Consider the following 24,484-nt stretch of genomic DNA (forward strand, 5'->3'; position numbering starts at 1 on the left):
GGATGATCAGATGCCTCGAGCATGGTTCTGCCCTCCAGAGAGTTTCAGCAAGCACACTCTGACACGGCGCGGCTCGCTATCCACTCCTCATGGAATCTGAACGCGATTGGCGGGGCCTATGCCGAAAACCTGCCGGTCATCCTGATTTCGGGCGCGCCCAATTCCAACGACCATGGCAGCGGGCATATCCTGCACCACACGATCGGCACGCCGGATTATTCCTACCAGCTTGAAATCGCAAAGCGCCTGACCTGTGCTGCGGTGTCCGTCACCTCTGCGGAGGAGGCGCCGGCCCTGATCGACCATGCGATCCGCACGGCCCTGCGGGAGAAGAAGCCCGCCTATATCGAAATCGCGTGCAATGTCGCAGCCCAGCCCTGCATGCGTCCCGGCCCGGCAAGCGCGGTCCTGGCCGAAGTGCCGTCCGACCCCGCGAGTGTTGCGCAGGCGGTGGAGGCGCTGACCCGCTTTATCCAAAGCCGCAAGAAGCCGGTGCTGTTGATCGGCAGCCGCGTGCGCGCGGCGGGGGCGGAGGACGCCGCGATCCGCCTGGCCGATGCGCTTGGCTGTGCGGTGGCGACGATGGCCGCGGCCAAGGGCTTTTTCCCCGAGGATCATCCCGGCTATGTCGGCACCTTCTGGGGCGATGTCAGCAGCCCCGGTGTGCGCCAGATCTTTGACTGGTCGGATGGGATCATCGCGCTGGCCCCGGTCTTCAACGACTATTCCACCGTGGGCTGGACCGCATGGCCGCGTGGCGAGAATGTCGTGGTGGCGGACGGGCGGCATGTAAGTGTCGAGGGCGTGGCCTATGACGACATCCACCTGCGCGATGTGCTTGATGGCCTGACGAAGGCGTGGGGGACGCGCCCGAAGAAGGACACGACGATCACGGAATTCCACCGCATCCACAGGCCTGCGGCCCCGGTTGCGGCGGCCGACCCGTCCGCGCCGCTGGTGCGTGCGGAAATGGCGCGCCAGATCAGCGGTGTGCTGACCCCGCGGACCACCCTGATCGCGGAGACGGGGGATTCCTGGTTCAACGCCATCCAGATGAAGCTGCCGCATGGCGCGCGCGTGGAACTGGAGATGCAGTGGGGCCATATCGGATGGTCGGTGCCCGCCACGTTCGGCTATGCCGTGGCGGAACCGGAACGCCGCATCGTGCTGATGGTCGGTGACGGGTCGTTCCAGTTGACGGCGCAGGAAGTGGCGCAGATGGTGCGGCTGAAGCTGCCGGTGCTGATCTTCCTGGTCAACAACCGTGGCTACACCATCGAGGTGCAGATCCATGACGGTCCGTACAACAACGTCAAGAACTGGGATTATGCGGGCCTGATGGAAGTCTTCAACGCCGAGGACGGCAGGGGCCTTGGCCTGAAGGCGACGACGGGCGGCGAACTGGCGCAGGCGATCGAGAAGGGACTGGCCAACCGTGAAGGTCCGACCCTGATTGAATGCACCATCGACCGCGATGACTGCACCAGCGACCTGATTTCGTGGGGACGCCGCGTGGCCAACGCCAATGCCCGTCCGCCCGAGGAGCGGTAATCCACAGAAGTTTCTGGTGAGGCTTCTGATCGAAAAAGCTTCGAAGAACGCTGCCTTTTCAGGCGAAAGGCAGCACTCCAGAAATTTTACTGTGCATCAAGGAACAAAAAACCGGGGGAGGGGGCCATGTGCCTCCTCTTTTCTTTACGGACATGCAGGGTTACGGGACCACGCCCCACCCATCAGGCTGGCCCGCATCTGGCAGCACGGCAGGATCTGTCCGTCGCTCATGTCCAGGTTTTCGGCCTGCTGGAAAACAAAGCCGAGGCTTTCATAAAATGACCGGGCATTGAGGGAGGCCAGCACTGTCAGGCTTTCCAGCCCATCGGCATGGGCGATATGCAGGACATGCCGGACCAGCAGCCTGCCGATCCCCTGATGCTGATGGTGGGGATGGACATAACATTCGGTCAGCGTCTGGCGGCTTCTGTCATAACCGACATAGCCAACGATCCTGCCGTCACGTTCGGCGACAAAGCGTGCCCTGCTCCGGGCGAGGCGGAGGAACTGCACCTCTGTCCGTGTTGCCCATTCCGCCCGCTGGCGTGCGCTATAGAATTGCGTCCCGATATTGCTGATCGCCGCACGGTAAAGGGCAAGGGCGGAGTGCGTCTCCGACGGGTCTATCGGCCTGATGAGGATGTCCATATGCTGGATGCCTGTCCCATGTCGTGCGCCCTTACTGCGTTTTCATTTCGCTGTGTCGCCATGGACGTATCCTGTGCCACAGGGACCGGATTGCGTGACGGCGGCCATGACCGGTATCTTTCGCGGCGGGCGGCGACGGGGGTTTCGTCGTGCGCGACGCCACCATGACAAGGATGACAATGACGATCGAAATCAGGGAAGCCTCGGTTTCGGATTCCCGTTCCGTGCTGGAAATGAAGCGTAAACTGGATGGCCAAACGCGCTTCATGATGTTCGAACCTGATGAGCGTTCCATGGACGTCGCGGCGATGCAGTCAGAAATAGCGCAGCTTCGTGCCGCAGACAACTCCGTCCTCCTGCTGGCCTTTGCGCAGGGGACAGACGTGCCGGTCGGCTATGTCGAGGTCACTGGGGGCAGTTTCCGCCGCAACCGCCATGTCGGCAGCCTCGTGATCGGGATATGCGCCACCCATACCGGTATGGGCATCGGGACGGCGCTGCTTGGCGCGTGCGCGGACTGGGCGCGGGCGCATGGGATCGGCCGGCTGGAACTGACGGTCATGGTGCATAATGACCGGGCGATCCGCCTGTATGAAAAAAGCGGCTTTGTGGTGGAGGGGCGGCGTATTGCGGCGTTGATGGTCGATGGGGCGGCGGTTGATGAATATGTGATGGGGCGGATTCTGTAAGGGAAGGGTCTTCTTTTTCTGAAGAAAAAGAAGCAAAAAGACTTTTATTATTTAAAAATATGGCAGGTGATATAGTTATTTATATAAATCAGGAATAATTTAAAAATGATAAAGTAATAAAAGTTTTTGGGTGCCGCCTTTTTTCAAAAAGGCGGCGTTTTTTTTACACCTTCCTACATAGAAGAGGCCTGTTCCACAGCCTCCACGCTCAACCGCCGCGCGCCCAGCCCCGCGAACTGTTCCGACCGGCATGTCAGGATGATGATCTGCAGGCGGCGCGACATTTCCGTCAGGATATCGAACATCTGCTCCATCCGGCCACTGTCGGAAAATGTCAGCGCGTCATCCAGCACCACCATCGCCTGCTGCCCGCGTGTATGCAGCAGGTCCGCCATGCCCAGCCGCGCCAGCACCGCGATCTGTTCGCGCGTGCCATCGGACAGGTCGGCGAATTCCTCCGTCACTGTGCGGGTGATGCCGGTGATCGAAAAATCGGTCCCCAGCGTCACCTGCGCCCGGGGGAACAGTCCGCGCAGGGCCGGTTCCATCGCGCGCGTCAGCGGGGCAAGATACTGCTCCGTCGCATCGCGCGCCGTTGCCGCCAGCGTATCGGCCAGCAGCGTCAGGATTTCCACCTGCCGCGCACATTCGGCGCGTTCGCGCGCATGCCCGTCACGCAGGCGTTCGTGTTCCGCGATCCGTTCATCCAGCCCGTCGCCTTCCGCGATGCCGATGCGACCCGACAGGGCGGCGATGTCCTGACGCAGTTCGCCCACCCGCGTGCGCCGGTCCTCCAGCGTGCGTTCAAGGCGGCTGATGCGGGCCGCCACCATGGCCTCGTCCTCGTCCGGGCGGTCGGCCTCGCACATGCGCAGGGCGCTTTCGGCGGCATCGCGCGCGGCCTGTGCCTCCTGATGACGGGTGGCGAGGGCCTCGTCCGGCTGTGCCATGCGCTCCCGCGTCAGTTCCAGCGTCAGGCGGTCAAGCTGCTGTTGCGCCTGTTCCAGTTCCGTGCGGTGGCGTGTCAGCATGTCGCGCGCCTGCCGGGCTTCGCCATCGGGGGACAGCAGGGCGGCGCGGGCGGCCTCCACCTGCGTCTCCGCAGTGCCGAGGGCGTCCTGCACCTCGGCCAGCGTGGGCAGGGTGGCGGCGTCCGGGTCCTGCGCCACGCTGGCGAGCAGCCGGTCAAGTTCCATGACCCGCGCCCTTGCCGCCAGCAGCGCCGCCGCCGGATCGGGCATGTCGGCGGACAGCAGGTGGGCCTGCATCTTGCGGGCCTCGCCCACGGCGCGTTCGGCCTGCTGGCGCGCGACATGGGCGTCCATCGCCGCGGTCATGTCCGCACATCCCGCCTGCGCCAGAAGGGCGGACAGCGCATCGCGCGCCTGCGTGCGGGCCTGCAGGGCCTGTTCATGGTCGCCATCACCGGGCGGCGTGATGCGGATGTCGCCAATGCCCGGAACATGGACGAGCGTGGATGCGGTGATTTCCAGCCGCGTACCCGACAGGGGCGCGCCATTGATGCTGACCTGCCCCGCGATATCGGGCCGCAGGCTGAATTCGAGACGGGTCGCCTGTTCGCTGTAACGCGCGCTGGCGCGGTCCGCCGCACGCTCCGCCTGGCGCAGGCGGTTCATCATCGCATCATCGACATGCAGGGTCGCAAGGTGAAGTTCGGCCTGCGCCACCTGTGCCGCCGCCTGTTCCAGCCGTGTGACAAGGGTGGTCGCGTCGGCCTGTTCGCGCCGCCATGTGCTGGCCTGTTCGCGCAGGCTTGCGCGGCGGTGCATCTCCTGCGCGGCCTGCAGGCGGGCCATCGCGCCCTGCAGTTCATGCTGGCGCGCGACCGTTGCCTGTTCCGCGCGGTCGCAGCGCTGCTGCGCGCTTTCCATCGCTGCACGCAGTTCGTCCGTGCGCGTGCGCAGGCGCTGGCGTTCGGTTTCCATCGTCGCGCGGCGGCCGATGGTGTCCTGCGCAATGGCCAGCCTGCCCTGTGCAAGCTGCACCTCCGCCTGCGCGGCCTTCAGGCGGGCGGCATGCTGGCGCAGGCGGTCGTGATCGCGGCGTGCCTGCGCAAGGTCGGCGGTTTCCTGCTCATGCCGGGTGGCGTCGTCGGCATGGTGCAGCAGGCGGCGCTTTTCGGCCAGCGTCTCGATATCGTCCTCGAGCGCGCGGCGGCGTTCCACCAGGCGCGCGATCTCCGTACTGGCGGCGTCTTCCTCCGCGATGGCGGTCTTGTAACGCCCCTTCGGGTTGCCCCGCCCGTCAAGCAGGACGGCACGTTCGTCACGCACCATCGCCAGAAGCCGCGTCGCCTCCGCCCCGCCGGTGATGTTGCCCAGTTCCCCCTCCAGGCAGGCGGTCAGGGCGTCGCTGGCCCGGCCCGTCAGTTCGGGCTGTTTCAGGCTGTCGCCCTGCGTGACCCACAGCGCGTTCCAGATGCCGCAGGCCTCGCCCCGGCCCTGCGCCTCCAGCCCCATGATCTCGTGCAGCTTTTCTTCCGCATCGGCATTGGCGAACGTCTCCTCCCCGACCTTCAGGCTCATGCCCGCGCGCGACAGGAAGCGTTTTTCAAGGTGGCAGGGGATATCGTTGATGCTGAAATCCACATGCACGCTCGGGCCGGTGCTCTGGTCGGTAAAGGGGCGCAGTTCCTTCACCGACCTGCTGGTGCTGGAATAACGCCACATGAACGCTGCCCGCAGGGCGGCAAGCAGCGTGGATTTGCCGAATTCATTGCGCGCGGCCAGCACGTTCAGCCCCGGCCCCAGCCCGCACAGGCGCGTGGGTGTAACGAATTTGCGCAGGTTCGCGACCTTCAGACCATGCAGGATCATGACGTGGTTCCCTTTCGCCCGTCCGCCGCGTTGACCATCAGAGCAAGGCGGCGCAGGGCGGCGGTGGCGATGTCGCGCTGTGCCTCCGGCCCGTTGCCCGCGCGTTCCGACAGGATGGCCGCTGCCGCGCGCACCGCGCCCGTGCCGAACAGGTCGAGGTCATCCGCATGGGGCAGCAATGTCGGTTCCCCATCGACGCGCAGCAGGCGCAGGGCGGAGCCAAGCGCGTCGAGCATGTCCTGGTATGCCTGCAGCCCCTCCAGCGACAGCGCGCCGCGCACGTCCAGCCAGACAAGCACGCGGTCCGCCTCCTGCGGGTCGATGTTGCGCAGGCGATGTTCCAGGGCGGCGATATCGTGCGCCTGCGTCAGGGTGGCGCTGTCACGGTGCCACACGAAGCGGCCGACGCGGTGGGACGTGACCTCCGGCAGGGCGTTGGGACCGGCAAGGTCCACCACAAGGGCATGCCCGCCCCCGTCGCCGCCCCGGTCGAACCCGTCGATTTCGGGTGTGCCACTGTACCATGTACGTTCGTCGATGCGCTGCTGCCCGTGCCAGTCCCCAAGCGCGAGGTAGGACAGGCCCGCGCGCCGGGCGCGGTCGATGGCGATGCGGTTCTGCACTTCCTCGCTGCCGAAATCACGCACCGACCCATGGGCCAGCCCGACGCGGATGACGCCGGGGGGCGTTTCGGCCGAATCCATGTCCGCCGTCGGGTCGGTCGCGACATGGCGGCGTTTCAGGCCGCCGGGAATGACCCATGCCGCCCCGGCCGGGTCCATCGGCGCGGGCCGGCCGTCAAGGTGGGCGGTGATGTTGTCCGGCAGGCCGATGGCATGCAGCCGGTCCCAGATGCCGCCGGGCACGTTGGGGTCGTGGTTGCCCGCGATCAGGTGCCAGCACAGGTCGGGGAACTGGCGCATGCGCTCGATCGGCTGGCGCAGGGTCCGGTCCACCGGGATTTCATGGTCATAGATGTCACCCGCCACGACAACGGCGCTGGCGCCCTGTTCGCGCGCCAGTCGCCCGATGCGTCCTATGACCTCCAGCCGCTGGTCCTGCAGGACGGATTGCGTGCTGTCATCGGCAAAGCGGAAGACCTTGCCAACCTGCCAGTCGGATGTGTGAACAAAGCGCATGGATGCGAGTATCATCCCCCATCGTCATGTCACAAGACGCAGTGGCGGGGTGGTGATGGGGTAAACAAAAAAGTGATCCAGAAGGTGTAGATAAATTCGAACTATGGCCTTGCTGCCTCAATCTGGTCATATATGACGATTAGGTAATAAATCATCGATGCGGCAACCTACCTGTCGCGATGCCCCCGCTTCGGCACAGTTACGGAACACGAAACGATGCCTTCAGTGACTGAGACGCTTGTCAAGACTTCTTCCCATTCCGGCGCTTCCGGCCTGTCTTCCGATGACACGACCGCGCGTTCGCAGAATGTGCGCTCCATTCACCTCAGCCACCGCCGCGCGCTGCTTGATTACGCCCGCACGCTCGACTGCGCTGCTGAAACGGCCTGATTTCCCGCGTCCGGGAATGCCGCCTGCCGGATCTGGATACCATCCACGCCGGCACGGGTGAATGACATGGATCATGCCTGCGATTGCAAAGGCCATGATGACCGGTCATGAGGATGTGGACGAGTCGCCTGCGCCGTTACGCCCCGATCCGCCGGGCAAGGCGCCCGTCGAGGTAATCGCGGCACACTGTCACGCAGCCTGTGCCCCATTGTGGCCCAAGGGCCTGCACCTGCGCCGTATGGGCGTGTGATGTCGCCCATGCCAGAAGCTGCACCCGGCGCTGTGCGATCAATGCGGGCAGGACCGACAGGTCGGCGCGCTCCACGGGGGTCATGGTTTCATATCCCCGCAGCCAGTGCGCGACCCAGTGCGGCATCCGGGGATGATCCTCGAAAAAACTGAGGGCTGCGGCAAGGTCCTGCATGAACCAGCTAAAGCCGCAATCATCAAAATCAATGATATGCGTGCGCTCCCCCGCGATCAGCAGGTTGGCCAGCCGCAGGTCCGCATGGATCAGGCCGAAACGCGCCGCGCCATCGCCATAGGCCGCAAGTTCCGAACCTGCCTGCGCCATGGCGTGGGTGATCGTGTCGTGCGCGCGCGGATCCAGCCCCTGCGCCGCCTGCCACTGCCCCCATGCGGCCGCCGGCCCGACCATGGTGGCATGCGTCCAGACCTTGCGCCGGAAACCCTGCGGCCTGCGCCATGCGCGGCTGTGCTGGTGCAGGCGCGCGGTAATGCGGCCAAGGCGGGCAAAACTGCCCGGATCGATATCGGGCGTGGGTTCGGTCCCGTCGATCCATTCGAACATCACGACATGCCGTGCCGATGTGCCGGGCGTGCTGACATGATGCAGCCGCTCCCCGTCCATCGCGCACACGGCGCGCGGCACCTGTATGCCTGCGGCCCGCAGGCTGTCGAGCCATGCCAGTTCGCTGCGGATTTCCGTGGCGTCATGGTATCCGGGGCGGTGGACACGCAGGACGCGACGCCGCCCGTCGGGCAGGTCAATGCGATAGGTGGCGTTTTCCGACAGGCACAAAAGACGCGGCACGCCACGCTCGGCCGGGGGATAGAGGGCCATGGCGGCACGGGCGATCGCATCGGGATCGCCTGCGCGGAAAGGGGCAGGGGCGACATCACTCATGATGCCGTCCTTCCTACATCTTTGCGCGCGTGACCGCGATGGGGGACGTTACAGGATGCAGTTGAACTGCAGCGCCATCACCGCGGCATCGTGATAGGTCGTGGTGCCGCCCGGACGGTTGATGTACTGGAAATCGGGCTGGAAGCTCATGCCGCGCGCCGCATGGATGTTGTAGAACAGTTCATACACATCCTCATGCGTCTGGATGCCCCACGCCTGTCCCCACTGGTTCGACAGCAGTGGCTGGCCCGTCAGCATGGAGGATTCCTGCTGCAGCACCGAGGAACGGCTCATTTCGAAATAGTGGAACATCGCGCCCATGGTATCGAGCGGACGGCCCCATTTCGCGCCGGTTTCGATCATGCCCGCCCACGCATGCTGCTTCATGGCCGAGACCTTGCCGGAGGTATACATGTACCCCGCCAGGCCGATCAGGCCGTTCGTCGGGCCCTTGCCATTGCGCACGAACATCTGGTCCGCCTGGAACCATGCCGTGCTGACACCCGATTCCTTGCGGAAGGGGCGGCCGGTGATCACGGCCGAATTGCCGTCGATGTCCTGGAACAGGTCGTTGTACTGCGAATTGTCATAGCCATAGCCCGCCTTGTAATGACCGGCGAGGTGATGGCGGCCGAATTCCGGCAGCCAGCCGATTTCCACCGGGGTGGAGAAATGGCCAAGGCCGCTCTGCGCCCACGACCAGCCGGAAATGCCGCCGTTATAGGCATGGGGCGAGACGGCGAACATCGACGCCATGATATAGGTATCGACCGTCGGCATGACGCGCATCACGACGCCAAGGTTGCCCGAAGGCCAGTCACGACCGCCCGGAACGTACTTGCCGGGCGCGGGATTGCCGCAGATCGACACGTTCATGAAGTTACAGAACAGCGGGGATGCAGCAAAGAAGCTGCCGACCGGGATCCAGCCCGCGCTGATGTCGAGTCGGTTATGGAACAGCGACTGTTCGGCATACATGTACACCAGATGGGCCACGACGTTACCACGCGCGCCATAGATCTGCTGCACCCCGCCCAGGGAGTCATGGATGTATTCGGTGCTGAGGTTCGTGCCATGGCCGTTGACGATCATGGTATGGGTCCAGAAATTCTTGAGCCCCGCCAGCCTGTTCCAGTCGATGTCGATTTCCACGCCCGTCTGCCCCGCATCGGTGACGCCCTGCTTGGCGCCGCCGCGGAAGTTCCCGGCCAGTTCCTCATGCTCGTCAGCGGCGATGTGGATGCCGTGGCGCACCAGCCATGGCTGGAGGCCCAGCCAGTCCCCGAAGAAATGCTGGTTGCCATAGGGTGCGCTGAAGAACTGCCCCGGGTCCTGCGCCCATGCGGACTGCGTGCGCCGGGCGTTGGCGGCCACCATTGGCTGGGTGCCGATCCCGCCCATGCTGTCGCCCGGTATGGCCTGTGCGAAGGCCTGGGCCCGATCGGCGATAAGCACAAGAAAAGACAGCACGATGGGGGCAAGAAAGAGTGGAATTATCCTGATCATCCGCGCATTCGTAGCATATTTCATATTGGAGATGAACCTTGTCATATTGGAGATGAACCTTGGACAATAAATTTTATGAACATTTGTTTAGTATGAAATAATATGATGCATAATTCCATGCAACGCCAGAAATTCAAAAATATTTCGTTGTTACAAAAAGGATAATTTTTTTGTGCAATGCACAAATAGTCAGTAAAGTTATTTCTGGACTTCCGCTTTAAGTGATTACTACAGGTATCTCTCCCGGTCATCTTTTCGCGATGTGATATTGCGCCATCCCTCGATCATGGCAGATCGAGATTGACGAATGGTGTGCACGGGGGCGAAGATCGCGGCATGTCTCGACTGGATATGAACAAGCCCTTCCTGCCGGTCCGCATCGCGGTGATGACGGTGTCCGACACGCGTACGCCCGCCGATGACCGTTCCGGCGACATCCTTGCCGAACGGATCACGGCGGCAGGCCATCACGTGGCCGCGCGCGCGATCGAACCTGACGACGCCGATGCGATCGCCTGGCGCCTGTCGCAATGGATTGCCGATCCGCAGGTCGATGTGGTGATCTCCACCGGCGGCACCGGGGTGACGGGCCGCGACGTGACGCCAGAGGCGTTCGAGCGGGTGATCGACAAGCGGATCGAGGGGTTCGGCGAACTGTTCCGCATGCTGTCGTACCAGAAGATCGGGACCTCCACGATCCAGTCGCGCGCCCTTGCGGGGGTGGCGGACGGGACCTACCTGTTCGCGCTGCCCGGTTCCACCGGGGCGGTGCGCGATGGCTGGGACGACATCCTTGTCTGGCAGCTCGACAGCCGCCATGTGCCCTGCAACTTCGTCGAACTTATGCCGCGCCTGCGTGAACACCTGCCACCGGGCCACGACTGATCCGCGCCACATCAAGGAAAGGGCTTTGGCAATGACGAAAAAACTCCTCCTGCTGGCCGGTGACTATGTCGAGGATTACGAGATCATGGTCCCGTTCCAGGCGCTGGGCATGCTGGGCTACCAGGTCGATGCCGTCTGCCCGGGCAGGAAGAAGGGCGATCATGTCCTGACCGCCATCCATGATTTCGAGGGCGCGCAGACCTACAGCGAAAAGCCCGGTCACCGCTTTGCCCTGACGGCGACGTTCGATGACGTGCGGCATGAGGAATATGCCGGCCTGGTCATTCCCGGTGGACGCGCGCCGGAATATCTGCGCCTTGATGCGCGGGTGATCGCGCTGGTGCGGGCGTTCGCGGACCGGCCGGTCGCCGCGATCTGCCATGCGGCGCAACTGCTGGCGGCGGCGCGGGTCATTGCCGGGCGCAGGGTTTCGGCCTATCCCGCCTGCCGTCCCGATGTCGAACTGGCGGACGGGATCTTTGCCGACATCGCCATCGACGCCGCCGTGACCGATGGCCTGCTGGTGACGGCCCCGGCCTGGCCCGCCCATCCGGCGTGGCTGGCGCAGTTCATCGCCGTGCTGGGCGCACGGGTCGAGATCTGACCCGCCCCCATCAGGGGCATTGACAGCAAAGTGACAGAAGTTTCTGGGTGCCGCCTTTTTCCAAAAAGGCGGTGTTCTTTCGAAGCTTTTTGAAAAAGGCTTCACCAAAAACTTTCATCTGATGACAGCCGCCTAGACCCCGCCGGTAACGCCGGGGCGGTTCAGGATCGACAGGAATTCCCGCCGCGTGTCGGAATTGCTGCGGAACGTGCCCAGCATCCTGCTGGTGACCATCGACACGCCGGGGCGGTGCACGCCACGCGTGGTCATGCACTGGTGCGAGGCCTCGATCACCACGCCCACGCCGCGCGGTTGCAGGACCTCGTTGATGGTATTGGCGATCTGCGCCGTCATGCGTTCCTGGATCTGGAACCGCCGGGCATAGGCATCGACCACGCGCGCCAGCTTTGAAATGCCGACCACGCGCTTGCGCGGCAGGTAGGCGACATGCGCCACGCCGATGATGGGCACCATGTGGTGTTCGCAATGGCTTTCAAAGCGGATATCGCGCAGCAGCACCATCTCGTCATAATCCTCGACCTCGGAAAAGGTGCGGGTCAGGAGATCGACCGGGTCCTCGGCATAGCCGCAGAAGAATTCCTCGTACGAACGCACCACGCGCGCTGGCGTGTCGTGCAGCCCTTCGCGCCGGGGGTCTTCGCCGGCCCAGCGCAGGAGCGTACGCACGGCATCTTCTGCCTCCTCACGCGTGGGGCGGGGGGGCGGGGCGGAATCGGTGGGGGTCATTGCTGTGTTCTGTCTTGTTCCTGCGCGCCACGCCCGTCCGCGTGCGGGCGATGGCAGGCATGGGTGTTGATGGGGTGTTAATGGAAGATGGCGGGGTGATGCGGGCTGTCGAGGCTGAAGGTCGGGATGTTCACGTCGAAATGTTCCCGCGTGCCGGGCTGGACCATGTGATAGGTCCCGCCCATGAACCCAGTGGGCGTCTCCAGCGCGGCACCCGACATGTATTCGAAACAGCCATCCGCGTCGATCACGGGCTGTTCCCCCACGACCCCGTCGCCCTGCACATGTTCGACGCGGCCCTGCCCATCGACAATGCGCCAGCTACGCCGCAGGAGCTGGATCGCACTGTCGCCGTGATTTTCCACCCGGATGCGATAGGCCCAGACAAACCGCCGCTCCTCCGGTTCCGACTGGTCATCCAGCCAGAACGTCTGCACCAGCACCCGCACATCGCCTGTGCGCGCCTCGTAACACGGGGTGTTGTCGATGGCGCTCGCCAGGGCGGAGTCGGGATCGTGTCCGGGGGGAGGGGGGAACGACTTGTTCTGGGCCATAAGGTACTCCGGGCTGTGGATCAGCGCGCGGCGACGGCGCTCAGGCCGCGACGCAGATCGTCAATCAGGTCCTCCGCATCTTCCAGTCCGACGGAAAAGCGGATCACGCCATCGGTAATGCCAAGGCGCGCGCGCTCTTCCGGCCCGATCTTGTGGTGCGTGGTGGTGGCCGGGTGCGTCACCAGCGAGCGCGCATCGCCAAGGTTGTTGGAAATGCTGATCAGCTTCAGCGCGTCCATGAAGGCGAAGGCCCCTTCCTTGCCGCCCGCGACCTCGAACGCGACCAGCGTGGAGCCCGCGCTCATCTGCTTCATCGCCAGTTCGTGCTGCGGATGGTCGGCGCGGCCGGGATAGAACACGCGCAGGATCTGCGGCGCGGAAGCAAGGAAGTCCGCCACCCTGCCCGCATTCGCGGTCATCGCGTTCACGCGCAGCGACAGCGTCTCCAGGCTCTTGAGCATCACCCACGCATTGAACGGGGAGAGCGTGTTGCCGGTGTTGCGCACGAACGGACGCAGCACGTCGTCAAGCCATTCCTTCCGCCCCAGCACCGCACCGCCCAGCGTGCGGCCCTGCCCGTCGATATGCTTGGTGCACGAATAGACGACGACGTCCGCGCCAAGCTCCAGCGGCTTCTGGTACAGCGGGGTGGCGAAGACGTTATCGACCACCACGATGGCCCCGGCCTTGTGTGCAAGGTCGCAGACCGCGCGGATGTCGAGAATGTCGAGCATCGGGTTCGACGGGCTTTCGAGCAGCACGGCGCTGGTCGGCTTCGACAGGGCTTCGGCCCATGCGGACAGGTCCGCGCCATCGACGAACACGGTTTCGACCCCGTAGCGCGGCAGCAGTTCGGCCACGATCCAGTGGCACGACCCGAACAGCGCGCGTGACGCGACGACACGTTCGCCCGCGCGCACCTGCGCCAGCAGCGCGGAGGAGACCGCCCCCATCCCGGTGGAGGTGGTGACGCAGTCCTCCGCCCCTTCAAGGTTGGCAAGGCGGCGTTCGAGTGCTGCGACAGTGGGGTTGGAAATGCGGCTGTACTGGTAATGCTGCACATCACCAAGGAACGTGGCCTCCGCCTGTTCGGCGCTGTCATAGACAAAGCCTGACGTCAGGAACAGCGCCTCGCTCGTTTCGCCATAGGGGGTGCGTTCCTCGCCCGCATGCAGCAGGCGGGTGGCGGCGCGCCATTCGGAAGGGGTGGAGTTCTCAGTCATGATCGTCAGGATTCCCAAACCAGAAAATCGTCAGAAACGCCGAAAAAGGCAGAGGCCCGGACCGGAAAAAAGGGCTTGGAATGATCCGGGACAAAGCTTCCTTCGGCAATGGATCGTCCGACCGTGGAAACCATGACACCAGCGCCTTGTGGCGGCATCAGGCCTCTTTAGCGCGTCTGTTTAACCTCGCCGCAAGCCGGCCGAATCAAATCACGAGGGTCCCGGCCCCATGGCAGGGCGCGCGGTACAGGCACGGTTATTGCGGATTGCACCCATGCTCGTCAACTGCCGCGGGCGGGCATCGGCCCTGTTGCATCCGGGCCTGCGGGAACGATTGCATTGGGTCGGTCCCTCCGCTATAGGGAGGGCAGCACGCGGGTGTAGTTCAATGGTAGAACGGCAGCTTCCCAAGCTGCATACGAGGGTTCGATTCCCTTCACCCGCTCCATGCTTTCCCCGGATCGACGGAAGATGTCCTTACCGCACCGCCGCAGGGCAGGGGGGCGAAGGTGTCGTCGCCTGTGTGTCGTCATAGGTCGAGCCGTTCCAGATCCAGCGATCCCCGTCATCGACCAGCATGTCATGCATGCCGCCATGGCTTTGCGGCATGATCCGCACCGGCCCACTCAGCGAATCGAGGACCTGCGTCCAGCGCGTCCCCCGGCGCAGGAAGACGGAGGTGGAACAGCCTGCGGACCCGCACAGGCCTGGCGACTGCAACTGCACGAACAGCGCCATGTCCCCTGGCTGGTCCGACAGCGGCCCCGATGCCGTCAGGATGACGGGATGTTCGCCGCGCGCACGTGCATCACGCAGGTCCTGCGCCTGCAGGATATGCGCCTGCCGGTCGAGTTCCGTGCCCGGATGTTGCGCCAGGATGACCGTCGCACCCAGATCCGTGGCGGCCTGTGCCCCCGCGATGCCCCCCATGCACAGCGCCCCCGCGACCATCGCGCCATGCAGCACGGACCGCCATGTGGCAGTGCGTCCGGCAGGGAGGGAGGGGGAGGGACTGGACGGGTGGAACATGCGGCGGATATCTCCCTGTGGCAGGTCATGCAGGCGCCTTCCGGCCATGGGACCGGGGTGGCCGTTTCATGATGCAATGAAGGAGACAGGATGAAAATGGTTGCACCCACCCATCCCCGGCCGGGGCTTTACCGGCATTACAAGGGCGGCCTTTACACCGTCATCTGCGTCGGCCGCCACAGCGAGACGGAAGAATGGCTCGTCACCTATCGCAGCGAGGCGAAGGGCGATTACTGGGTCCGCCCGCTGGAGATGTGGATGGAGCAGGTCGGGGGCGTGCCGCGTTTCGCGCCCGTCACGGATGTGTAAGTCATAAAAGTTTTTGGGTGCCGCCTTTTTCCAAAAAGGCGGCGTTCTTCGAAGCTTTTTGAAAAAAGCTTCACCAAAAACTTTTATTCACATGGATTCAGTGGTGGGTGCGCGATGTATGCGTCGCTGTCGCCTGAGGCCAGCTTGCCGCGATCTTGTCGCTTAGCTGGTCAAGCAGCGATTCCGTGATTTCGGCCACATGGTTGTTGGTGGCGGTCCCGCCCGCGACCTCGATATGGGTGCGGTTGCGCGCGATCGGCTGGCGCAGGTCCTGCGGGATGATGGCCCAGTCGGCATTCAGCGCCGCCGCCCCGTTGCGGCTGACGTCAAGGCGGCTGATATTGATCGCCAGACGCCACGAGGCCGGGATCGGCTGCGGCTGGTCGGTCACGAAGCGGTCGGGCCATTTCTGCGCCAGCCGTGCGGTGACAAGGTCCGTCGCCCCCACCGACAGGCGGCTGGCCCACCGGCCAAGCGAACTGCGCTCGATCTCGTGCCCGTCGCGCACCAGGATGTCCTGCCCGTCAAGGTAGTCGGGGATGCGCGCCTGTTCCACCTGGATGACCGGGGTGGTGTCGGTCACGGCGGAGACGCTGCCGCTGGGCGTGGTGGCCCCCGTGGCGATGGCCGACGCGCCAAGCGTATAGAACTTCACCGGGGCGGAGGAACACGCCGCAAGCAGCGAGGCCGAGACGATCAGGCCCCCCATGGCGCGGCAGGTGGCCATGTGGCGGGAGAGGAAAACAGGCAGGCACGAGATCATTGGCTGCGTCCCATCAGCAGGAGTTGCGGGTTACTTTCAACTTCATTGGCGAACCCGCGCAACCCGTAGGCGGCGGCGGTCACGTCACGCGTCATTTCGGCAAGGTGGACCTGATCGGGTGACTGCGGCGATGTCAACTGCTGCACGCCCACCATGGTCTCGTGCGCCTGCGCCAGCGTCAGGCGCGCCTCGTCGATCAGGTGCCGCAGTTCCGCCCTGCGGGCATCCATTTCCCGCCCGCCCGTCGCCAGCATCCGGTCCATGTCCGTCAGGGTGACAGCCGCGCGCGTCTTGGCGTCGGCCAGGGCCTCGCGGATGGTGACCACCGCGACATGGCTGCGCGCCGATGTCTGGCGGATGCTGGCCATCATCGGCGGCACGTCGCGGTGAAGGTCGGTCGCAAGCTGGCGGATGCTGGCCACGGCCGTGCGGATGTCATGCTTGAGCTTTTCCATCGTCGGCGCGCCAAGTTCCCCCTTCAACTGCTGCAGGGTGGTCTGGCCCACCGGGATTTCCGGCAGGGAGGACAGGCCCGGATGCATCCGCGCCGGCGTGTTGGGGGAGAAGTCGAGGTCGATTTCCGACTGCCCCGTCACGAAACTGTGCAGGACCATGTCCGCGCGCATGCCGTCGGCCACCAGCGTGGGAACATCGGGCAGGTCCGCGCCGCCGGGCACCTGCCGGGGGGAGAATTCGATCCTGACGGAGGTAAAGGTGCGGTTGACCGTCGGATCGACGGCAATGTCGATCCTCTCCACTGCGCCGACGGGAATGCCCCGGAAATTGACCGGGGAGCCGATATCCAGCCCCGCCGTCGAATCCTCGAACACCACGACCGCTTCGCGCACGGAATGCAGGAACGGGATCTCCCCGCGCATCAGCAGGATCGCCCCGCCCACGAAGGCCGCGCCAAGCACCAGTGCGCCAATGACTCTCTGTCTGGCGGGCATGGCCCCTATCTGTCCCCGTTGCTGGAGGAATCGGTGCGTTCGCGGTGCATGAAGGCGTGGACCATCGGGTTGTCGCAATGGTCGCGCATCCATGTGGGCGAGCCATGCGCGATCGCCGTCTTGGAATCGGGGTCGAGGAAGATGCCGTCATCCGCGATCGCGAACAGGCTGGAGAGTTCATGGCTGACGAGCACGATCGTCGCCCCCAGGCCGTCGCGCAGGTTGAGGATCAGTTCATCCAGACGTGCGGAGGTGATCGGGTCCAGCCCGGCGGAAGGTTCGTCGAAGAACAGGATGTCCGGGTCCAGCGACATCGCGCGCGCAAGGCCCGCCCGCTTCTTCATCCCGCCGCTGAGTTCGGAGGGGTACTGGTCGATGGCGTGCAGCATCCCCACCAGCCCGAGCTTGAGTTCCACAAGCTGGCGGATCACGTGTGGCTTCAGCTTGGTGAACATCTGCATCGGCAGGGCGACGTTTTCGCCCACCGTCATCGAACTCCACAGCGCGCCGCTCTGGAACAGGACGCCAAAGCGGCGGCCGATGCGCACCCGGTCCTCGTCCGTGCCGGCCCAGTAATTGTCCGTGCCGACAAGGTATTCGCCCTTTGCCGGGCGCAGCAGGCCGATCATGCTCTTGAGCAGGGTGCTCTTGCCGCAGCCAGAGCCGCCCATGACGGCGAAGATGCTGCCGCGTTTGACGTCAAAGGAGATGTCATGCTGGATCACCTTCGGCCAGAACGCCAGCGTGACGCCACGCACCGACAGCATCGCCTGCGCGGTGTCCGCGTCGTGTGGGGCGGGGGTGGGGATGTCTGCGTTCATCGGATCAGATGTCCAGCACGTTGGCGATGACGGCGAATATGGCGTCGATGGCGATCACGCCCACGATGCCGACGACCACCGCGCGCGTTGCGGCGATGCCGACATCGGCGGCGGAGCGCCCGGCCTTCAGGCCGATGCGGCAGCTTGTCAGGCCGATGAACCCGCCGAACACGATGCTCTTGATGAAGCCGAAGATGAACTGCGACAGCGCGACGGCGTAAAGTGTCTCGTGGAAATAGCCCAGCGGCGTGACGTTGAGCATGATGTACGCCACGACGAACCCGCCGAACATGCCGATCAGGCAGCCATACAGGTAAAGCAGCGGCATCGTCAGCACGAGGGCCAGCACCGAAGGCAGGATGAGGTAGCTGGAAACCGGGATGCCGAACACCGTCAGGGCGTCGATTTCCTCGTTCCCCTGCATGGTGGAAATGCGCGCGGCATAGGCGCCGCCGGTGCGCCCGGCCATGATGATCGCGGTCATGACGGCGGACATCTCGCGCACCATCGCGATTCCCACCAGGCTTGCGACATAGATGTCGGCCGCGAATTTGTGCAACTGCACCGCACCGACAAAGGCAAGGATCGCGCCGACCAGGAAATTGACCACGCCCACGATCAGCAGCGCCGTCGGCCCCGCCGCGCGCACATCCGACAGCAGATCGACGGTGCGCATCATCCCCTTGCCCAGCAGGGCGGCAAGGCCACCTTTCGCGGTGGCGACGCCCATCTCGCTCACGCAGCCGATTTCGTTGAGGGTGTCGAGCGTGAACTCCCCCACCGCCGCGACCGGGGCGAAATGGCGTGGCGCGGGGGGATGCGCCTCTGGCGGGATTTCGGGCAGGAGGTCCAGCAGCTTGCGCGCCGAGGGCGGGAGCGTGTCGGTGCTGACCGTCACATCGGCAAGGCGGGCATCGCGCTTGAGTTCCCACAGGAAGCTGATGAGGGAGGTATCCCACCGGCCCAGCCCGTCGGTGGAGAATTCAAGCGGCTTGCCCTTTGTCGCGGGGGCAAGGCCATTGTCGGGAAAGTCGGGGGTGGTGCCGGTCTGTGCGATCCATTCGCCGGACAATGTGATCAGGGTCCGGTTCGCCTCGGCCTGCAGATGCCATTGCGGCGCACCATTGACGGACGTGTTCACCAGCCTCTCCAACCTCAGGGCCGTGCCTGCCACGGCAGTGGGCAGGACACGCAGGGAACGCCGCGCGGACAGCGGACCGGCACGGTCATGCGCCGGATGCCGCCTCCCATGGCGGGGATGGCCCGACGCACCGGGCGCGTGTTCGCGGGGGCGTTCCCTTCCCATACCAGATGACCCGGCATGCACAAGGCCTGCTGCCGCGACGGAATGGTGAGCACAGCGCATGGCTTGCGCGTCCGGGCCGTCGCGACATCAGCGAGGGGACCACCCGTTGCGCACCAGCACATGCGCGTCCGTCCCGCCGTCCCCCCCATGCGCGATGCGCCCGAAATCGTCCATCACCCGCCGCGCCACCGACAGTCGGTAATGCAGCGGGTCCCAGAAACTGTCGCGGTCATCGACGATCGGGCCGGGGATGTCGAAATCCACCACCAGCGTGTCGGCCATGCCCGCCGCCATGGCGGTGACGGCCCGGCGGCAGGCCAGCGCGCGCATCCGGCTGCGGCTGCCCGCCGGCCCATGCAGGTAGGCGGAGGCCGGGGGAAACCACAAAAGCCGCCGCGTGTCCTCGGGCAGGTGCGACAGCATGGCGCGCAGCAGCCCCATGCTGTCGGGCACGGCGCGGTCCGCACCATCGGGGGCGGGCGTGGGATCGGGCGGGGTCCATGCGGCGAACGCCCGGTCCACGCGGGCACGGTCATAGCGGTCGTCGGGCGGGACGAAGCTGGTATAGCCATCGGAGCCAAAGCGCTGCGCCTTCAGCCCCACCAGCCACAGGAACTGGTTGGCCGCCTCCTGCAGGGCATACAGGTTGGCCATGTGCAGGTACCCCGCCCAGGGCGGGCCGTCATACATCCATTCCGGCCAGGGGCGGTTGGGACCGGTCAGGTTGCCCGGCCGGTTGCGGCACCATGCGGCGTCGATGTCGATCATGACCACGCGCGGGGCGGGATGGTGACGCAGGAACAGCGACAGCAGGCGCGCCTGTTCCCATGCGCTGGCGCTGTTCATGCCAAGCTGCAGGAAACGCGCGTCAAGGGCACGGTCCAGCACGGCGGGCTGCATCAGGCGGCTGGTGGAGGTGCCGAGCATGACGGAATCGAACGCCGCCCCGCGGGTCAGCGCGGGCATGCTGTAGCGGGTGTTGGTGCTGATGGGGATGCGCGCCAGGCGGGGCGAGAACGGCAGCACGTCCCACGGGTCCACCGTGACGATGAAGCCATAGAGCACGCCCCCCACCACGACCGCCGTGCCCAGCAGCACCAGTGCGAAACGCCGCCATGTCCAGGCCGCGTCCGCGCGGCGGGGCGGGGTCGTCATTGGTGGCGGAAAGTGACGACCAGTACGTCGCGATAGGCCGGGCGTGACGGGTCGATCGGGCGCACCGCCGTCACCCCGTGATAGACGCGGTTGTCATCGACGATCGCGGCATCAAGCGGCCGGTCGAGCATGAACGTGCCCACCTGCCGGCGTTGCAGGTCATGGATGGTCGTCTCCCCCGACATGACGTTTTCCCGCCGCACCATCAGCACCAGCACCCAGTCCACACCGTCGCGGTGCAGTCCCTCCGGCGTGGGGTGGCCGGGCTGTTCGGGCAGGGCCTCGATCCGGAACTGGTGGATTTCCGCATGCCAGCCCTCCGGGCGGCGTGCGGGCGGGGTCAGGTCGGTGACGATGCGATACATCAGGCGCAGGATCGCCTGCAGCGCCGGATGGGTGCCGATGTCAGGCTCCACCGCGCGGAACCAGCGTTCGATCCCGCCATTGAGTTCGTTGTAATCGCGGCTCTGGTAATGGGGCTGGTGCTTCTTGCGCCGCATGTCCTGTGACCCAACCGCAAAGGTGGCATGGCGACGGCGGCGGTACCGCCCGCCATCGGCCATGTAACGGTCCAGCCCCAGCCGGTTCCAGCTTGCGGCGAAGGACTCCCACTCCCGCAGGCCATAGCGCAGGAGTTCCTCATGCATCCGGTCCGCCCCGACAAAGGCGAACCCCTGCGCACGCAGGGGGGCCTCCATGGCGGCCAGTGTCGGGTCCGGATCGGGGGTGGGTGTCATTCGTGGGCCTTTGGACTCGGGGTGGCGGCAGGAGCGTCACCCTTCGGGGTTGCGGGCGCATCATGCGCCACATCCGCCGCCGGTGTCACCTGCGGGGCCGCCTGCGGGGGCGTTGCCTGCGGAGCCTGCGCGGAGGGCGCATTGGGCGGGAACACCATGTGCATGCTGCCGCTGCCATTGACGTCCAGTGCCTCGGTGCCGGGCATGTTGCCCAGCATGTTGACGCTGGTCGGGATCGGGAACTTCACGCGCTCCTTGACCATGCGCGTCGTCAGGCGGCGGTAATATTCACGATACACCTTCCATTTCGAACCCGGCGTCGTGCGGACCGAACCCAGGAACTTCGCCCCGTTGCCATCCGCCTGCTCCACCCCGAGGAAGGAGAAGTCGGACTTGATGAGCGGCGCGAATTTCGGGTCCTTGCGCATCAGCGCCAGTTCGTCATGCAGGATTGCTGCGACGCGGGTGGGGTCCTCGCTCAGGTCGATCATGAAGTCCACCACGACAAGGTTGTAATCGCGCGAGGTGTTCGCGATCGACGTGACCGAGGAGAAGGGGATGATGTGCAGGTCGCCATTGATCGAGCGCAGTCGCAGCGTGCGGATCGACAGGTGTTCGACCGTGCCCGACACCGCGCCCGCAGTGACCCAGTCACCCACCTGCATCGCGTTTTCCACCAGCATGAAGAAGCCGGTGATGAAGTCCTTGACCAGGCTCTGCGCGCCAAAGGCCACGGCGGCGCCCATGATGCCCGCACCCGTCAGCAGGGGGGCGACGTTGATGCCGATCTGCGACAGGGTGGTGACCGTCACGATGACGATGATGAACGTCAGCAGCACCGTGCGGATGATCGGCAGGACCGTGCGCAGGCGACTGGCGCGTGACGCCTGCTCCGACGTCTCGAAGCGGTTGATCTGGTTCTGCAGCGCCGCGTTCGCCGCCTCCCACACCACGATGGCCACGGTATAGGCCACCATGACCGTCAGGATCGCGCCGATGATCTTCGTCCCCAGCGTGCCATGCAGGAAGAAGGCGAAGGCCGGCAGGCCCCACGACTGCAGCAGGCACACGATGGTCGCAAAGCTGAGCAGGAACAAAAGCGCGCGGCGGGCATAGGGATAGTAGTAATCCATGCGCGCCTGCAGGCCGGGATAGCGTTCCTCCGTCTGGGGCGAGATCTGGAACAGCTTGTTCTGCAGGCCAAAGGCGAGGATCGCGAACAGGCGGGCCAGCAGGATGACCACGATCGTCAGCGACAGCGTGCGCAGGATCCAGGCATAGCCGCCACGCACCTGCGTCGCCCAGACCAGCCACAGCGCGAAGTCGAAGAACATCGCCAGCAGCCACCAGAAATGGACCATCCGGCCGACAAAGACCCAGAACGGCTTGTCCTTGAACCGTGCGGGGGGCTGCAGGGCTTCGGCCACATGCTTGCGGATGCGCCAGATGAAGATCGCGACAAGGATATGTTCGATCAGCACGACGGCGCGGATGATCGCCTCCGTCCCGCGCGCGGGCATGTCGAACACCCCGCCCAGCGTGGACAGGCAGATCACCAGCGAGGGGGCGGCAACGAGGAAGTTCCACCACCGCGTGACCATGCGCGCGGTGCCGTCACTGGCGGTACACAGGCGGATGGTGGGCGAACGCGGCACGAACACCATTTCCAGCAGGAGGTACAGCGCACGCGCGATGACATAGGCGTTCGTCAGCGTCAGCGTCACCATTTCCGCCTGGTGGGTGGAGGTCAGCAGCGCCGAACCGCCATAGGCAAGGCCAAGGAACAGCGCCACCGGCAGAAGCTTGATCAGCAGGTGCAGGAGCGAGAACGGGATGCGCGTGATGATGCGCAGGGTTTCATGCTGCTGCTTGTCATCCTGCTGGCGGGCCTGTTCGGTCGCGCGTTCGTCCGCGGTTTCCTTTGCCCCGTCGGCCGACAGGGTGGCGCTGGCCGTCACGTCCTGCTTTGCGTCCTCCGCCCGGACACGCTGGTTCAGGCGGGCCTCCGTCGCGACCGCGCGCGCGGTGACCGCCGCAAGCGGCTTGCGCAGCAGCAGGGAGAAACCATGTTCCGCCAGCATCGCGCACAGCACGATCAGCGTGGCGCGACCGGTCGCATCCAGCAGGATCTGGCGGGAATCCGCGTTGCTCAGCGTTGAATGGACCCAGTGGCCGACGAACGCAAGGTCCTTGAACAGCGCCATGAAATTCTGCGCCTGACGCAGGGCCACGTCGCGGACATGCGACAGTTCGTCAAGGAATTCGCTGCTGATGCTGTCGGGTTCGACCGACACGTCCGACGCTGCGGCGGCCTTGGCCGGGGCGGGATGCGCCGGTGCGGCCGCCGGCGCGGGCAGTCCCTTGGAAATGGCCTCCAGCGTCTTGGTGAATTCGGCGCGTTTCTGCGGGTCGTTCATGACCGACAGCACCTGCTGCGCCTGGGCGGAGGTCATCTGCCCCTGTGGGGCGGTGTCCTGGGCGCAGGCGGGCGCGACCCGCAGGAAGGAAAACAGTGTCAGGAAGGAAAATAACAGCGCAAGGCATGCCCCCGCCCTTGTACGGTGCGGGGATCGGGAAACGGTCATGGAAACGGCGGGCATGCCTATGGTCACCTCCTGTATCGCGCCGTCCGCGTGTTCGTCACGGGGGGCGGGGACGGTCTGGGGATAATGGCCCGTGTGAAGCCGGGCCAAAAAATCTCGGGATTTCAAAATATAAAGGACTATAACGTAAACAAGGTAGAACAGTTGCCGCCCGTTGCGCCGTTTTCATGATTTGTCACTGTCGCGTATGCATGTGGCAATAATGACGTGCAGCGGACGTGCCGTTCATGGTCATGCGGCCTTTGCCGGGATGGATGAAGCACAATATCCGCATGGCCGACCTGTTATAACATCGGCCGATCCTTACATCGGCGGGAAAGGCGGGGTCTCGGCCTCAAGTTCGCGGCGGATGACGTAGGTCCCGGCCAGGATGTCGTGCAGCCCCTGCTTGCGCCGGGTCCACGCCACCATCAGGAAACCGATGCCCAGGATCATGAACGACAGGTATTTCCCCAGATACCGGCCGGTCGCGCGTGCGAAATCGATCCGGTTGCCATTCAGGTCCGTCACCCGCATGCGGCACACAAGCTTGCCCGGTGTCGCCTGCAGGCGGGAACTTTCAAACAGGATGTAATACAGCGCCGGCAGCACCAGCCACGCCATCTCCAGCAGGCCATAGCCATGCCAGTGCACATGCGGCGTGTTCGACAGGATCATGTAATCGGCGGGCTGGATGTAGGACACGCTGTAATCCCCGCCGCCGCCATGGGGCTGCGGGTCAAAGATGGTGATCGACACGCTGGGCGAAATCACCGCGCCGAGCAGCATGAGCCCGACCCAGACGACAAGCGAATCCACCAGATGCGCCACGACCCGTATCCAGAAACCGGCATAGGTCCAGACTTCCTGCAACGGGCGCGGGGGGGCGGGCTGGAAAAACTGATCGGACAT

At 64.8% G+C, this 24,484-nt stretch carries 23 protein-coding genes, 1 tRNA gene and 1 riboswitch; of the genes, 7 read left to right on the forward strand and 17 right to left on the reverse strand.

Annotated elements, in window-relative coordinates:
- Window positions 1-21: 21 nt before the first annotated feature.
- Window positions 22-1,551: an alpha-keto acid decarboxylase family protein gene (locus CFR72_RS10385; protein WP_244182250.1), complete on the forward strand. Its 1,530-nt coding sequence runs from the start codon at window positions 22-24 to the stop codon at window positions 1,549-1,551.
- Window positions 1,552-1,695: 144 nt separating this feature from the next.
- On the opposite strand, the gene CFR72_RS10390 is transcribed toward CFR72_RS10385, so the two are convergent.
- Window positions 1,696-2,199, reverse strand: coding sequence for a GNAT family N-acetyltransferase (locus tag CFR72_RS10390; RefSeq protein WP_110913884.1), 504 nt, complete (start codon window positions 2,197-2,199; stop codon window positions 1,696-1,698).
- Between the two features lie 179 nt (window positions 2,200-2,378).
- Between CFR72_RS10390 and CFR72_RS10395 the strand changes: the two genes are divergently transcribed.
- Window positions 2,379-2,888, forward strand: a complete 510-nt coding sequence (locus CFR72_RS10395; RefSeq protein ID WP_167400352.1) for a GNAT family N-acetyltransferase — start codon at window positions 2,379-2,381, stop codon at window positions 2,886-2,888.
- A gap of 173 nt (window positions 2,889-3,061) precedes the next feature.
- On the opposite strand, the gene CFR72_RS10400 is transcribed toward CFR72_RS10395, so the two are convergent.
- Window positions 3,062-5,725: an AAA family ATPase gene (locus CFR72_RS10400; RefSeq protein WP_110913886.1), complete on the reverse strand. Its 2,664-nt coding sequence runs from the start codon at window positions 5,723-5,725 to the stop codon at window positions 3,062-3,064.
- A complete protein-coding gene (locus CFR72_RS10405; protein ID WP_110913906.1) occupies window positions 5,722-6,864 on the reverse strand; it encodes a metallophosphoesterase family protein in 1,143 nt (380 codons plus the stop codon). The genes CFR72_RS10400 and CFR72_RS10405 overlap by 4 nt, the downstream gene beginning before the upstream one ends.
- A 216-nt stretch (window positions 6,865-7,080) precedes the next feature.
- Between CFR72_RS10405 and CFR72_RS17550 the strand changes: the two genes are divergently transcribed.
- Window positions 7,081-7,254 (forward strand): hypothetical protein, encoded by a 174-nt coding sequence (locus CFR72_RS17550; RefSeq protein ID WP_167400353.1) that lies wholly within the window; start codon window positions 7,081-7,083, stop codon window positions 7,252-7,254.
- Window positions 7,255-7,390: 136 nt separating this feature from the next.
- Here the strand turns inward: CFR72_RS17550 and CFR72_RS10410 are convergent, their stop codons facing one another.
- Window positions 7,391-8,401 (reverse strand): phosphotransferase enzyme family protein, encoded by a 1,011-nt coding sequence (locus CFR72_RS10410; RefSeq protein WP_208630013.1) that lies wholly within the window; start codon window positions 8,399-8,401, stop codon window positions 7,391-7,393.
- A 48-nt stretch (window positions 8,402-8,449) separates the two neighbouring features.
- Complete coding sequence (locus tag CFR72_RS10415; protein ID WP_110913908.1) at window positions 8,450-9,931, reverse strand: carbohydrate porin; 1,482 nt, start codon at window positions 9,929-9,931, stop codon at window positions 8,450-8,452.
- A gap of 312 nt (window positions 9,932-10,243) precedes the next feature.
- Between CFR72_RS10415 and moaB the strand changes: the two genes are divergently transcribed.
- Window positions 10,244-10,792 carry a molybdenum cofactor biosynthesis protein B gene (moaB, locus tag CFR72_RS10420; protein ID WP_110913909.1) on the forward strand — a complete coding sequence of 183 codons (549 nt, stop codon included), beginning with the start codon at window positions 10,244-10,246 and terminating at the stop codon, window positions 10,790-10,792.
- A 31-nt stretch (window positions 10,793-10,823) separates the two neighbouring features.
- On the forward strand, window positions 10,824-11,396 hold the full coding sequence (locus CFR72_RS10425; RefSeq protein WP_110913887.1) for a DJ-1/PfpI family protein: 573 nt from the start codon (window positions 10,824-10,826) through the stop codon (window positions 11,394-11,396).
- A gap of 132 nt (window positions 11,397-11,528) precedes the next feature.
- On the opposite strand, the gene folE is transcribed toward CFR72_RS10425, so the two are convergent.
- From folE to metZ, 3 genes are all read right to left on the reverse strand, one after another.
- Entirely contained in the window at window positions 11,529-12,143 is a 615-nt protein-coding gene (gene folE, locus CFR72_RS10430) for a GTP cyclohydrolase I FolE (RefSeq protein WP_110571030.1), read from the reverse strand.
- 77 nt (window positions 12,144-12,220) lie between these two features.
- Window positions 12,221-12,631 (reverse strand): Co2+/Mg2+ efflux protein ApaG, encoded by a 411-nt coding sequence (apaG, locus tag CFR72_RS10435; RefSeq protein ID WP_110913910.1) that lies wholly within the window; start codon window positions 12,629-12,631, stop codon window positions 12,221-12,223.
- Window positions 12,632-12,717: 86 nt separating this feature from the next.
- Window positions 12,718-13,920: an O-succinylhomoserine sulfhydrylase gene (gene metZ, locus CFR72_RS10440; RefSeq protein ID WP_110913888.1), complete on the reverse strand. Its 1,203-nt coding sequence runs from the start codon at window positions 13,918-13,920 to the stop codon at window positions 12,718-12,720.
- A gap of 146 nt (window positions 13,921-14,066) precedes the next feature.
- Window positions 14,067-14,147, reverse strand: a riboswitch (SAM riboswitch).
- Window positions 14,148-14,294: 147 nt separating this feature from the next.
- On the opposite strand from metZ, the gene CFR72_RS10445 reads away from it, so the two are divergent.
- Window positions 14,295-14,368, forward strand: a tRNA-Gly gene (locus tag CFR72_RS10445).
- 29 nt (window positions 14,369-14,397) lie between these two features.
- Here CFR72_RS10445 and CFR72_RS10450 read toward each other — a convergent pair.
- A complete protein-coding gene (locus tag CFR72_RS10450) occupies window positions 14,398-14,997 on the reverse strand; it encodes a hypothetical protein (RefSeq protein ID WP_244182251.1) in 600 nt (199 codons plus the stop codon).
- Between the two features lie 42 nt (window positions 14,998-15,039).
- Here CFR72_RS10450 and CFR72_RS10455 point away from each other — a divergent pair, with 42 nt between their 5' ends.
- Window positions 15,040-15,258: a DUF1653 domain-containing protein gene (locus CFR72_RS10455; protein WP_208630014.1), complete on the forward strand. Its 219-nt coding sequence runs from the start codon at window positions 15,040-15,042 to the stop codon at window positions 15,256-15,258.
- Between the two features lie 97 nt (window positions 15,259-15,355).
- On the opposite strand, the gene CFR72_RS10460 is transcribed toward CFR72_RS10455, so the two are convergent.
- The 8 genes from CFR72_RS10460 to CFR72_RS10495 form a co-directional block, all read right to left on the reverse strand.
- Entirely contained in the window at window positions 15,356-16,021 is a 666-nt protein-coding gene (locus CFR72_RS10460; RefSeq protein ID WP_193712864.1) for a PqiC family protein, read from the reverse strand.
- Window positions 16,018-16,971, reverse strand: coding sequence for an MlaD family protein (locus CFR72_RS10465; protein WP_110913890.1), 954 nt, complete (start codon window positions 16,969-16,971; stop codon window positions 16,018-16,020). Before CFR72_RS10465 ends, CFR72_RS10460 begins: the two co-directional genes overlap by 4 nt.
- 5 nt (window positions 16,972-16,976) lie before the next feature.
- Window positions 16,977-17,792, reverse strand: a complete 816-nt coding sequence (locus CFR72_RS10470) for an ABC transporter ATP-binding protein (RefSeq protein WP_244182252.1) — start codon at window positions 17,790-17,792, stop codon at window positions 16,977-16,979.
- Window positions 17,793-17,796: 4 nt separating this feature from the next.
- A complete protein-coding gene (locus CFR72_RS10475) occupies window positions 17,797-18,933 on the reverse strand; it encodes an MlaE family ABC transporter permease (RefSeq protein ID WP_171791473.1) in 1,137 nt (378 codons plus the stop codon).
- 252 nt (window positions 18,934-19,185) lie between these two features.
- Window positions 19,186-20,253 carry a hypothetical protein gene (locus tag CFR72_RS10480; RefSeq protein ID WP_110913891.1) on the reverse strand — a complete coding sequence of 356 codons (1,068 nt, stop codon included), beginning with the start codon at window positions 20,251-20,253 and terminating at the stop codon, window positions 19,186-19,188.
- On the reverse strand, window positions 20,250-20,990 hold the full coding sequence (locus tag CFR72_RS10485) for a 2OG-Fe dioxygenase family protein (protein WP_110913892.1): 741 nt from the start codon (window positions 20,988-20,990) through the stop codon (window positions 20,250-20,252). Before CFR72_RS10485 ends, CFR72_RS10480 begins: the two co-directional genes overlap by 4 nt.
- Entirely contained in the window at window positions 20,987-23,590 is a 2,604-nt protein-coding gene (locus CFR72_RS10490; protein ID WP_110913915.1) for a mechanosensitive ion channel family protein, read from the reverse strand. The genes CFR72_RS10485 and CFR72_RS10490 overlap by 4 nt, the downstream gene beginning before the upstream one ends.
- Window positions 23,591-23,896: 306 nt before the next feature.
- Window positions 23,897-24,484 (reverse strand): RDD family protein, encoded by a 588-nt coding sequence (locus CFR72_RS10495; protein ID WP_110913893.1) that lies wholly within the window; start codon window positions 24,482-24,484, stop codon window positions 23,897-23,899.

Source organism: Gluconacetobacter entanii, from assembly GCF_003206495.1.
Classification (GTDB): Bacteria; Pseudomonadota; Alphaproteobacteria; order Acetobacterales; family Acetobacteraceae; genus Novacetimonas; species Novacetimonas entanii.

Bases quoted from the DNA above. Each gene is read 5' to 3' on its own strand.
- CFR72_RS10485 (WP_110913892.1), bottom strand. From the start codon at position 20,990: ATGACACCCACCCCCGATCCGGACCCGACACTGGCCGCCATGGAGGCC.
- CFR72_RS10495 (WP_110913893.1), bottom strand. From the start codon at position 24,484: ATGTCCGATCAGTTTTTCCAGCCCGCCCCCCCGCGCCCGTTGCAGGAA.
- CFR72_RS10400 (WP_110913886.1), bottom strand. From the start codon at position 5,725: ATGATCCTGCATGGTCTGAAGGTCGCGAACCTGCGCAAATTCGTTACA.
- CFR72_RS10480 (WP_110913891.1), bottom strand. From the start codon at position 20,253: ATGACGACCCCGCCCCGCCGCGCGGACGCGGCCTGGACATGGCGGCGT.
- CFR72_RS10455 (WP_208630014.1), top strand. From the start codon at position 15,040: ATGAAAATGGTTGCACCCACCCATCCCCGGCCGGGGCTTTACCGGCAT.
- CFR72_RS10450 (WP_244182251.1), bottom strand. From the start codon at position 14,997: ATGGCCGGAAGGCGCCTGCATGACCTGCCACAGGGAGATATCCGCCGC.
- CFR72_RS17550 (WP_167400353.1), top strand. From the start codon at position 7,081: ATGCCTTCAGTGACTGAGACGCTTGTCAAGACTTCTTCCCATTCCGGC.
- CFR72_RS10425 (WP_110913887.1), top strand. From the start codon at position 10,824: ATGACGAAAAAACTCCTCCTGCTGGCCGGTGACTATGTCGAGGATTAC.
- CFR72_RS10385 (WP_244182250.1), top strand. From the start codon at position 22: ATGGTTCTGCCCTCCAGAGAGTTTCAGCAAGCACACTCTGACACGGCG.
- CFR72_RS10405 (WP_110913906.1), bottom strand. From the start codon at position 6,864: ATGCGCTTTGTTCACACATCCGACTGGCAGGTTGGCAAGGTCTTCCGC.
- folE (WP_110571030.1), bottom strand. From the start codon at position 12,143: ATGACCCCCACCGATTCCGCCCCGCCCCCCCGCCCCACGCGTGAGGAG.
- CFR72_RS10390 (WP_110913884.1), bottom strand. From the start codon at position 2,199: ATGGACATCCTCATCAGGCCGATAGACCCGTCGGAGACGCACTCCGCC.
- moaB (WP_110913909.1), top strand. From the start codon at position 10,244: ATGTCTCGACTGGATATGAACAAGCCCTTCCTGCCGGTCCGCATCGCG.
- metZ (WP_110913888.1), bottom strand. From the start codon at position 13,920: ATGACTGAGAACTCCACCCCTTCCGAATGGCGCGCCGCCACCCGCCTG.
- CFR72_RS10470 (WP_244182252.1), bottom strand. From the start codon at position 17,792: ATGAACGCAGACATCCCCACCCCCGCCCCACACGACGCGGACACCGCG.
- CFR72_RS10460 (WP_193712864.1), bottom strand. From the start codon at position 16,021: ATGATCTCGTGCCTGCCTGTTTTCCTCTCCCGCCACATGGCCACCTGC.
- CFR72_RS10415 (WP_110913908.1), bottom strand. From the start codon at position 9,931: ATGAAATATGCTACGAATGCGCGGATGATCAGGATAATTCCACTCTTT.
- CFR72_RS10490 (WP_110913915.1), bottom strand. From the start codon at position 23,590: ATGCCCGCCGTTTCCATGACCGTTTCCCGATCCCCGCACCGTACAAGG.
- CFR72_RS10465 (WP_110913890.1), bottom strand. From the start codon at position 16,971: ATGCCCGCCAGACAGAGAGTCATTGGCGCACTGGTGCTTGGCGCGGCC.
- CFR72_RS10395 (WP_167400352.1), top strand. From the start codon at position 2,379: ATGACGATCGAAATCAGGGAAGCCTCGGTTTCGGATTCCCGTTCCGTG.
- CFR72_RS10410 (WP_208630013.1), bottom strand. From the start codon at position 8,401: ATGAGTGATGTCGCCCCTGCCCCTTTCCGCGCAGGCGATCCCGATGCG.